Consider the following 10,030-nt stretch of genomic DNA (forward strand, 5'->3'; position numbering starts at 1 on the left):
TGCCCCGAGAAACCCTCGCCGGGCGAAACCGAGCCGGGGCACCCCCCGCGCGGTGCGTGGTGCGATGAGCGGGTGGGACGAGCTCGTGGCCGCGGCGCTGATCGGCACCGATCGGCGGCCGGTCGAGGCGGGCGTGCCTGAGGGGTCGCCCGACGGGTTGGAGGTCGCGTTGCGCGAGCGCGGGGCCGAGGATCGGCTGCTGGGCGCGGCGGCGGCGTGGACCGTCGCCCGGCGGGCGGGTGCGGTCGCGGGCGAGCGGGTCGAGGTCGACCCGGCCGACGATGATCCACGCCCGGTCGCGCCCGGCACTTCGCTGCGCGACCGTCTCGAAGGCGTGCACCCGTCGCTGCTCGGGGAGTGGCTGGCGCTGGCCGCCGAACGCGGGCTGCGGCCGCCGCCGGAGCTCGTTCCGGCTCTGCTCAACCACGCCGCGCTCAATCCGGCGCTGCACGCCGCCGTTGGGGAGGCCGGCGGCCCGCTGGGTCGCTGGCTGGCCGAGCGCAACCCGAGCTGGGCGTTCGTCCGCGGCGCCGGAGACGACGTCGACGAGGTCTGGGCGCAGGGCGCGAGTGAGGAGCGACGCGCGCTGCTGGAACGTCTGCGCCGTGCCGACCCGGCGGTGGGTCGCGACCTCCTCGCGCACACGTTTGCCGAGGAGACCTGGGAGGACCGCGCGGCGTTCGTCGCCGCACTCGCGCACGGCCTCTCCGACGAGGACGAACCGCTCCTCGAGGCGGCGCTGGACGACCGCCGCAAGCCGGTCCGCGACGCCGCCGCGTTCCTCCTCGCCGGCCTGCCGCGGTCCCGCTTCGGCGCCCGCATGGCCGCCCGCGCCGCTCCGCTCCTGCACGTCGAGGGAGGTCGCCTGCGCGGCCGCCGGATCGTCGTCGAACTGCCGTCAGAGCCCGACGCGGCGGCCAAACGCGATGGGGTGCCGTCGGGCGGGCGCCGTTCCGAACGTCTGCACGCCCTCCTCGCGGCGACGCCGCTGAACACGTGGGAGCTCGAGCTGGCGGAGCTCCCCGTGGGCGACGATCTCGCCGGCGTCGTGCGCGGTGGGTGGGCGGCCGCCGCGGTCGCGCAGCGCGACGCCGAGTGGGCGCGGGCGCTGTGGGCCGTGCATCCCGACCCGGCGCTGCTCGTCGCCCTCCCGCGGGACGAGGGCGAGGCGCTCGCGGCCAGGGCCGATCAGCCCGACGTGGCCGCCACGGCGCTCACCGGGCAATGGGGCGCGACGCTCTCCAAGGCGGTCATCGACGCGATCCACCAGCGGCGCACCGCGGGCGAGCGGGGGGCGGACGCCGAGTTCGCCGGGTACCGGCTCGATCCGGCCTTCTCCACCGAGGCCGAGGAGCGGCTGCGCGACCTCGGTGGGCGCGACCTGCGGCGGCTGTGCGACATCCTGACTGCCCGGGCTGCCATGCTGCGCGAGCTGTCGTGACCGCCGAGACGCCACTCCTGCGGCCCCACGCCGAGCAGCTCTACCAAGAGGAGCTGGCGGCGCTCGAGCGGGTCGATGAACGGCCCCGCCCGCCGCGCTGGCGGCTGTCGCCGTGGGCGGTGACCACCTACCTGCTCGGCGGCGAGGCCGACGGCGTCACGATCACGCCGAAGTACGTCGGCAAGCGCCGCCTGGTCGAGCTGGCGGTCGCCACGCTCGCCACCGACCGCGCGCTCCTGCTCCTCGGCGTCCCCGGCACGGCCAAGACGTGGATGTCCGAGCACCTCTCGGCGGCCGTCTCCGGCGACAGCACGCTGGTGGTGCAGGGCACCGCGGGAACGCCGGAGGAGGCGCTGCGCTATGGCTGGAACTACGCCCGCCTGCTCGCCGACGGGCCGTCCCGGGACGCGCTCGTCCCTGGCCCGGTGTTCCGCGCGATGCAGGCCGGGAAGATCGCCCGCGTCGAGGAGCTGACGCGCATCCCGTCCGACGTCCAGGACGCGCTGATCACGATCCTGTCCGAGAAGACGCTGCCGATCCCCGAGCTCGACGAAGAGGTCCAGGCCGTCCAGGGCTTCAACGTGATCGCGACCGCCAACGATCGTGACCGCGGCGTCAACGACCTGTCGAGCGCCATGCGCCGGCGGTTCAACACCGTCGTGCTCCCGCTGCCCGACAGCGCCGACGAGGAGGTCGAGATCGTCAAGCTGCGGCTCGACGCCGTCGGCGCGACGCTCGAGCTCCCACCCGCGACCTCCGCCCTCGAGGAGATCAGACGGGTCGTGACGATCTTCCGGGAGCTGCGCTCGGGCGTCACCGAGGACGGGCGCACGAAGCTCAAGTCGCCGTCGGGCACCCTGAGCACCGCCGAGGCGATCAGCGTCGTCACCAACGGGCTCGCGCTCGCCACCCACTTCGGCGACGGCTCGCTGTCGCCTGAGGACCTCGCGGGCGGCCTGACCGGCGCGGTGGTCCAGGACCCCGTCCAGGACAGGGTGATCTGGCAGGAGTACCTCGAGGCGGTCGTGCGCGAGCGCGACGGCTGGGGCGCGCTGTACCGAGCCTGCCGCGCGCTGTGACACAGCACACCGTCTTCGGGATCCGCCATCACGGACCCGGGTCGGCCCGCTCGCTGGAACGAGCGCTTGTCCAGCTGCAGCCCGACACGGTCCTGATCGAGGGTCCGCCGGAGGCCGACGCGCTGATCGAGCTCGCCGCGCGGGAGGACATGGCGCCGCCCGTCGCGCTGCTCACCTACGTCCCCGACGAACCCGCCCGCGCCGCGTTCTACCCGTTCGCCCGCTTCTCGCCCGAGTGGCGGGCGATCCGGCACGCGCTCGCGCATGACGTCCCCGTCCGCTTCATGGACCTGCCGGCGGCGAACAAGATGGCCGACCGCGGCGAGCGCGAACCGCGCGCCCGCATCCGGACCGACCCGCTCGCCGCCCTCGCCGAGGTCGCGGGCCACGGCGACCCCGAGCGCTGGTGGGAGGACGTCGTCGAGTCCCGCCGCGAGGGCGACGCGTTCGAGGCCGTCACCGAAGCGATGGCCGCTTTGCGCGAGGCCTTCCCCGAGCACGACCCGTCCGAGGAGCGCCGCGAGGCGTTCATGCGGCAGTCGATCCGCGCCGCGACCAAGAGCGCCGAGAACGTCGCGATCGTCTGCGGCGCCTGGCACGCGCCCGCGCTCACCGACCTCGGCCCCGCCGCGCCGGACCAACGAACCCTGAAGGGCCTCCCGAAGGTCAAGGTCGCAGCCACCTGGGTCCCGTGGACGTACGGCCTCCTCGCCCGCGAGTCCGGCTACGGCGCCGGCGTCGACTCGCCCGCCTGGTACGACCAGCTCTTCGACGAGGCCGACGATCCGATCCCGCGCTGGCTCAGCCGCGCCGCGCAGCTGCTGCGTGCCGAGGGTCTCGATGCCTCAGCCGCGCAGGTGGTGGACGCCGCGCGCCTCGCGATGTCACTCGCCGGCATCCGTGATCGCCCGTTGGCCGGCCTGGACGAGCTGCTCGATGCCACACGCGCCGTGTTGTGTCATGGCAGCGACGTGCCACTCGCGCTCGTTAGAGCCGAGCTGGTCGTCGGTCACCGCTTGGGCGAGGTCCCCGAGGACACGCCGATGGTCCCGCTCCAGCAGGACGTCTCCCGGCTGCAAAGACGGCTCCGCCTGAAGCCCGAGGCGCAGGTCAAGGAGGTCACGCTCGACCTGCGGCGCGCCAACGACCGCGAGCGCTCCCGGCTGCTGCACCGGCTCAACCTGCTCGGGGTGCCGTGGGGTTCGCCGACCGCGAGCCGTGGGCAGGGCACGTTCAAGGAGGCCTTCCGGCTGGAGTGGTACCCGGAGCTGGCGCTGGAGCTGATCCACGCTGGCCGCTGGGGCACCACCGTTCACGCCGCCGCGGCCGCACGGGTCAAAGCACGCGCGACGGAGGAGGACAGTGTCGGCGCCCTCGCCACGCTCGCCGACGCCGTCCTGCTCGCCGACCTCCCGGACGCCCTCGAAGCGGTCCTGCAGGCTCTCGCCGACCGCGCCGCACTGGACCGTGACACGGCCGACCTGATGGCCGCCGTCCCGCCGCTGGCGGGCATCCTGCGCTACGGCGACGTCCGCGGGTCGGACACCTCCTCCGTCGCGCGGGTTCTCAGAGGCATCGTCCTGCGGGTCGCGATCGGGCTCCCCGGAGCGGGTGTGGGCGCGGACGAGGAGACCGGCGCGCGATTGGCGAGCGCCGTCGACGGCGTCAACGCCGCGCTCGCGCTCCTGCAGGACGAGGAGCTCACCCGAGCGTGGCGCGAGGCGCTCAGACGCGTCTCCGAGGGCGACCGGCTCCCGGGCACGCTCGCCGGCCGCGCCACCCGCCTCCTGCACGACGCGGGCGTGCTCGAACCGTCCAAACCGATGTCCCGCGCGCTCAGCCCCGGCGAGGACCCCGAGCGCGGCGCGAGCTGGATCGAAGGCTTCATCGGCACCTCCGGCCTCGTGCTCGTCCACGACGCCGAGTTGCTCACCATCCTCGACAGCTGGATCGCCACCGTCGCCCCCGACGCGTTCACCAACGTTCTCCCGCTGCTGAGAAGAGCCTTCTCCGCCCTCCCCGCGGGCGAGCGCCGCCGCCTCGGCGAACGCCTCCGCCAACCTAAAGGGGACAGTCCCCTTTATTTTCAGGACCTCGACGTGGAGGCCGCGCGGCCCGCCCTGGAGACGGTCGCGAGGTTGCTCGGTGGAACCTAAAGGGGACAGGCCCCTTTATGTTGGCGACGAGCGGCTGCGGCGCTGGCGGCTCGTGCTCGGCGGCGAGGAGGCCGAGGGGACAGGTCTTGAGCTCAGCGGCGACGACCGGGCGGTGGACGGCGCGCTGGCCGCGGTCTATGGCGAACGCGCCGGCGACCTGGGCAAGTCCGCGCCGGTGGTCGCCCGCTGGCTCGGGGAGCTGCGCGCGCACTTCCCGTCCGGCGTCGTGCGGGTGGTCCAGCAGGACGCGATCGACCGGCTCGGCATCCACCGGCTCCTGCTCGAGCCCGAGGTGCTCGAGAACGTCACGCCCGACGTGCACCTCGCCGCCACGCTGATGAGCCTGCGCGACGCGCTGCCCGAGGCGAGCCGGCAGGTGGCGCGCAACATCGTCCGCGAGGTCGTGCGTGACATCGAGCGGCGGCTCGCGGACCGCACGCGCGCGGCGGCGCGCGGCGCGCTGGACCGCAGCAGCCGCACGACCCGCCCCCGCCACAGCGAGATCGACTGGGACCGCACGATCCGGGCCAACCTGCGCCACTACCAGCCCGAGCACCGCACGGTCATCCCCGAGCGGCTCGTCGGTCACGGCCGGAGACGCAGATCGTTGGCGGCGGAGCTGATCCTCTGCCTCGACCAGAGCGGGAGCATGGCCGCGTCCGTGGTCCACGCGGGCGTGCTCGGCGCCTCGCTCGCCTCGCTGCCGACGCTGCAGACCAAGGTGATCGCCTTCGACACGGCGGTGGTCGACCTGACCGACGAGCTCGGCGACCCGGTCGACGTCCTCTTCGGCATCCAGCTCGGCGGCGGGACCGACATCGACCAGGCGCTCGGCTACTGCCAGACCCTCGTCACCCACCCCGCGAAGACCGTCCTGATCCTGATCACCGACCTCTACGAAGGCGGCGATCAGGACTCGATGCTGCGTCGCGCGGCGAGCCTGATCCGCTCCGGCGTGCGGTTGATCGTCCTGCTGGCGCTCTCCGACGACGGCGCGCCCGGCTACGACCACGAGCTCGCGGCCCAGGTCGCCTCGCTCGGCGCGCCCGTCTTCGCCTGCACCCCGGATCGCTTCCCCGACATGCTGGCCGCGGCGCTCGAAGGCCGCGACGTCAACGCGTGGGCGGCGGACGAGGGGATCAGCGTTACTTAGCGGCTGCCCTGCGGCGGGCCGCTTCGGCCCGCACCCGCTCGTGCTCGACCGCGCGCTTGAGCTGCGAGAGCGTCCGTCGCACGTTCCCGCGCACGATCGGCGCCGCGAACTGCTCCGAGACCCAGCCCCAGAGGCCCCCGGGCGCGCCGAACTGGATCCGCAGCTCGACCCGCGTGCACTCCCCGCGAGATCGCACCCGCCAGCGCCCGCGCTGGTCGATCCCGGTCACCGAGTGCCAGGCCAGGTCGCGCTCGGGCGAGAACTCGACCACCTCGATCAGCCCGCCCACCTCGGCCGACCCGACCCGCATCAGCATCCGGTAGCGGGCGCCCAGGCCGGAGCGCGGCCCGCCGACGCTCTCCCAGCGGGTCACGCCGGCGAAGAAGTCCAGCACCCGCGACGGGTCGCTCACCTGCTCCCAGACGATCGCGGGCGGGGCGAGGACGTCGACGTGCTCGGCGATCCTCATCCGATCACCGGGAAGCGCCGCTCGGCGGCCAGCGCCTCGAGTGTCTCCTGCATCACCCGCACGACGTGCTCGTAGACCTCGTCGACGTCCGGCTCCGGGCCGAACTCCTCCCGCAGGTGGATCGGCGGCAGCGCCTCGACGGTGATCTTCGCGGGCAGCGGGATATGACCCAGCAGGTCGCCCACGTTCAGGCCCCACGGGATCGCGATCGACAGCGGGAGGACCTTCAGGCGCAGCAGCCGGTCCAGCCTGAACGCGCTCGCGAGGTGCTCGCCGCGCGAGAGGAACAGCGCCGTCTCCTGCCCGCCGATCCCGACCACGGGGACGATCGGCACGTCCTGCTCGATCGCGAGCCGGATGAAGCCCTTGCGGCCGCCGAAGTCGACCCGGTTGCGCTCCCACGACGGGCGGTGGACCTCGTAGTCGCCGCCGGGGTACACGAGCACGGCGGCGCCGGCGTCGAGCGCGCGCTTGGCGTTCTCCATCGACGCCGCGACCGTCCCGTACTTGCGCAGGAAGGACAAGGCGGGGTGCGCGAGCACGAGGTTGTGGGCGAGCTGGTGGAAGGTCCGCTCGACCCCGAAGTAGGTGCTGAAGGCGAGCGTGAAGACGGTCGTGTCGGGCGTCAGGTTGCCGCCGGAGTGGTTGCCCACCAGCAGCACGGGACCGTCCTCGGGCACGTTGCCGAGCCCGCGCACCTCGCCGCGGAACCACAGCGAGGAGAGCAGCCACAGGCGCGGGAGCGTCTCGCGAATGTAGTCCGGGTCGCGCTCGTCGAGGTCGGCGACCGGCACGTGGCCGCTCGCGAAGCGCTTGAGGGCGCCGAAGATCCCACCCGAGGCGGCTTCACGCACGGCCTCGGGGTCGCCATGGCCGTTGCGGGACGCGGTCGCGGTCATCTGAAGTGTCGTGTACCCCGGTCAGGCCGCGCGCAGGCGTGACCCGCCGAGCGGGTCGACGCGCGCGAAGAACCGCTCGAGCAGTCCGTTGGTCCGCTCCGGGCGCTCGACCTGCGGCACGTGGCCGCAGCCGTCGAGCACGACGTGGTCCGCGCTGGGCAGCCAGCGCTCGACGTGGTGGCGGAACGCGACCGGGATCAGCCGGTCGTGCGAGGCCCAGACGAACAGCGCCGGCGGCTCCAGCGTCGAGAGCCGCGGGTAGAAGCCCTTGCGGCCGAACGGCGGCTCGAGGTAGATGGCGCGGGCGGAGGACAGGAACGCCAGCCGCGCGCCCGGCGAGCGGTAGATGCGCTCGAACTCGTCGACGACGATGTCGGCGACGCTCGGGTCGACGAGGTCGCGATCGGCGAACAGCGCCCAGAAGGTCTGCTCGATCCGCTGGCGCCCGAGCGAGTGGGGGAGCATGCCGAGCTCCGGCCGGACGAAGCGCACGAGCCACTGCCAGTCGCGGCGCACGAAGGCCACAGCGGGGCTGAGCAGCGCGATCCCGCCGACGCGGTCCGGCCGCTCCAAACCGACCTCGATCGCCACCCGCCCGCCCATGCTGTTGCCGACGAGGTGGGCGCGCTCGATGCCCAGCGCGTCCATCGTGCCGATCACGGCCTTGGCCGCGTACGGGGCGCCGTAGGGCGCGGTGGACGGCTTGGAGCTGCCGCCGAAGCCGGGAAGGTCGAGCGCGTGGACCGTGTAGCGGCGGCTCAGCGCGGCGGCGGTGTCGAAGAAGCTCGACTTCGTCGCGCCGAGGCCGTGCAGGAGCAGCATGTGCGGGCCTTCGCCCATCGTGAGCGTGCTGATCTTCAGGTGGCCGACGGGGACCTTGTGAACGCGCAGGAGCGGCGGGCGGCCGCTGGGGAGGCGGAAGAGGCCTTCGAAGCCCACGGCGAGGTCGAGGTCGCCGCGCGCGTACAGGCGGCGCTGCGAGAAGGCCTCGACGCCGGAGATCTCGCCTTCCCTGAGCTGGAGCCAGGTGTGCGCGTCGGTGCCGATCACCACGTCGGGCTCGCGCTTGCTCGCGCCCGCGCGGACGCGGGCGCCGATCGCGGTGCAGCGGACCTCCCAGCTGCGCCCGATGTCGCCGAGCCGGACGTGGTAGGTGGCGTCGAAGCCCGGCTCCGCCCCGAGATACCGGGACGGAAGCGACCGGAACGCCTCTGCCACACGCGCCGAAAGCTCGTGCATCCGCGCACCCTACCTACAGGCGGGTGGATACGCTCAGCTACGTGCCCGACGTCACGTTGTACGACACCCGAACCCGGTCCCTGCAGCCGTTTAACCCCCGCGACCCGCAAAAAGTGGGGATCTACGCCTGCGGGCCCACGGTCTATGCGCGGGTGCACGTCGGCAACGCGCGCCCGTTCATCGTCTTCTCCCAGCTCAAGCGCTTCCTCGAGCACGAGGGCTACGGGGTCACGTTCGTCGGGAACATCACCGACATCAACGACAAGATCTACGACGCGGCACGCAAGGCGGGCAAGCCCTCCGGCGAGCTGGCGGAGGAGATGGCCGAGCACTACAAGCGCGACACCGGCCGGCTCGGGCTGGGCCGGCCGGACGCCGAGCCGCTGGCGACGGACTACGTCGGCCAGATCGTCGCGCTGATCTCGACGTTGCTGGAGAACGGCAGCGCGTACGCGTGCGAGGGCGATGTCTACTTCCGCGTGCGCGGGGTGGACGGGTATGGCGAGCTCTCGCGCCGCGATCTCGACCAGATGGACCAGGGCGAGGGCGTCGAAGGCGCGGATCTGAAGGAGGATCCGCTGGATTTCGCGCTCTGGAAGGCGTGGAAGGAGGGCGAGGACACCTCCTGGGACGCGCCGTGGGGCCGTGGCCGGCCGGGGTGGCACATCGAGTGCTCCGCGATGGCCGAGGCGCTGCTGGGCGTGAGCTTCGACATCCACGGCGGTGGCATCGACCTCGTCTTCCCGCACCACGAGAACGAGGCCGCGCAGACGCTGGCGGCGCGGGGCGAGCCGCTGGCGCGGATCTGGATGCACAACGGGATGCTCGAGCTCGACAACGAGAAGATGGCGAAGTCGGTCGGCAACATCCGCGGGCTGGCCGAGGTGCTCGACGACGTCGGCCCCGAGGTCCTGGTGCTGTTCATGAGCACCGGGCACTACCGGCAGCCGCTGACGTTCTCCGACGACGCGCTGGACGCCGCCCGCGCCGCCGCGGCCCGCATTCGCGAGGCCGGCCGGCGCTTGCTGGCGGGCCCGTCGCCCGAGGCGCTGGCCCCGCACCGCGACGCCTTCTTCGCCGCGCTGCGCAATGACTTCAACACCGCCGAGGCACTGGCGTCGCTGTATGGATGGATCCGCGAGGCCAATCGGTCGGAGGAAGCAGTGGGCAACGCACATCTCGTCGAGATGCTCGACGTACTCGGCCTGGCGGGCCTGATCGCCGCCGAGGAAGGCGCACCACCGGAGGCCGCCGAGCTGGCTGAGGCGCGAGAAGCGGCACGTGCCGCGCGCGACTGGTCCGAGGCGGATCGTCTCCGCGACGAGCTGCGCGCCATGGGCTGGGAAGTCCGCGACGGAGGCACCGGGCCCGAACTGGTCCGATCGTCATGAGCCCTGCCGGCGGCGGCGGGCGCGGAGGCGGCGGCAAGGGCGGAAAGAGCGGCGGCGGAGCACGCGGCGGCAGCGGGTCGCGCGGTGGTTCCGGCGGCGGCTCGCGCGGCGGTTCCAGCGGCGGGTCGCGAGGCGGCGGGTCCGGGTCGCGCGGCAGCGGCGGCTCCCGCGGCGGCAGCGGCGGCGGTTCGCGCGGTGGCGGC

9 protein-coding genes are annotated in these 10,030 nt (G+C 73.4%); 6 read left to right on the top strand and 3 right to left on the bottom strand.

The features are described 5' to 3' along the window. The first annotated feature begins 64 nt into the window (after positions 1 to 64). From OM076_RS42275 to OM076_RS42290, 4 genes are read left to right on the top strand one after another with little or no spacing between them, the layout of a single operon-like run. Positions 65 to 1,441: a DUF5691 domain-containing protein gene (locus tag OM076_RS42275; RefSeq protein WP_270046245.1), complete on the top strand. Its 1,377-nt coding sequence runs from the start codon at positions 65 to 67 to the stop codon at positions 1,439 to 1,441. Beyond that, positions 1,438 to 2,520, top strand: coding sequence for an ATP-binding protein (locus tag OM076_RS42280; protein ID WP_270046246.1), 1,083 nt, complete (start codon positions 1,438 to 1,440; stop codon positions 2,518 to 2,520). Before OM076_RS42275 ends, OM076_RS42280 begins: the two co-directional genes overlap by 4 nt. Beyond that, positions 2,517 to 4,676 carry a DUF5682 family protein gene (locus tag OM076_RS42285; protein ID WP_270046247.1) on the top strand — a complete coding sequence of 720 codons (2,160 nt, stop codon included), beginning with the start codon at positions 2,517 to 2,519 and terminating at the stop codon, positions 4,674 to 4,676. Before OM076_RS42280 ends, OM076_RS42285 begins: the two co-directional genes overlap by 4 nt. Further along, on the top strand, positions 4,666 to 5,829 hold the full coding sequence (locus tag OM076_RS42290) for a VWA domain-containing protein (RefSeq protein ID WP_270046248.1): 1,164 nt from the start codon (positions 4,666 to 4,668) through the stop codon (positions 5,827 to 5,829). Before OM076_RS42285 ends, OM076_RS42290 begins: the two co-directional genes overlap by 11 nt. On the opposite strand, the gene OM076_RS42295 is transcribed toward OM076_RS42290, so the two are convergent. The 3 genes from OM076_RS42295 to OM076_RS42305 are packed head-to-tail and all read right to left on the bottom strand — an operon-like array spanning position 5,822 to position 8,436. Beyond that, complete coding sequence (locus tag OM076_RS42295) at positions 5,822 to 6,298, bottom strand: SRPBCC family protein (RefSeq protein ID WP_270046249.1); 477 nt, start codon at positions 6,296 to 6,298, stop codon at positions 5,822 to 5,824. The two genes, OM076_RS42290 and OM076_RS42295, sit on opposite strands and share 8 nt — an antisense overlap. Continuing rightward, the gene (locus OM076_RS42300; RefSeq protein ID WP_270046250.1) at positions 6,295 to 7,197 is read right to left on the bottom strand and encodes a lysophospholipid acyltransferase family protein; all 903 of its coding nucleotides are present in this window, start codon (positions 7,195 to 7,197) and stop codon (positions 6,295 to 6,297) included. The genes OM076_RS42295 and OM076_RS42300 overlap by 4 nt, the downstream gene beginning before the upstream one ends. A 21-nt stretch (positions 7,198 to 7,218) precedes the next feature. Next, entirely contained in the window at positions 7,219 to 8,436 is a 1,218-nt protein-coding gene (locus tag OM076_RS42305) for an alpha/beta fold hydrolase (protein ID WP_270046251.1), read from the bottom strand. Positions 8,437 to 8,459: 23 nt separating this feature from the next. On the opposite strand from OM076_RS42305, the gene cysS reads away from it, so the two are divergent. Both cysS and OM076_RS42315 read left to right on the top strand, forming a co-directional pair. After that, entirely contained in the window at positions 8,460 to 9,827 is a 1,368-nt protein-coding gene (cysS, locus tag OM076_RS42310) for a cysteine--tRNA ligase (protein ID WP_270046252.1), read from the top strand. Beyond that, positions 9,824 to 10,030: hypothetical protein (locus tag OM076_RS42315; protein ID WP_270046253.1), on the top strand; the 207-nt coding region annotated here is incomplete at its 3' end. The genes cysS and OM076_RS42315, both read left to right, overlap by 4 nt.

The organism is Solirubrobacter ginsenosidimutans, assembly GCF_027587205.1.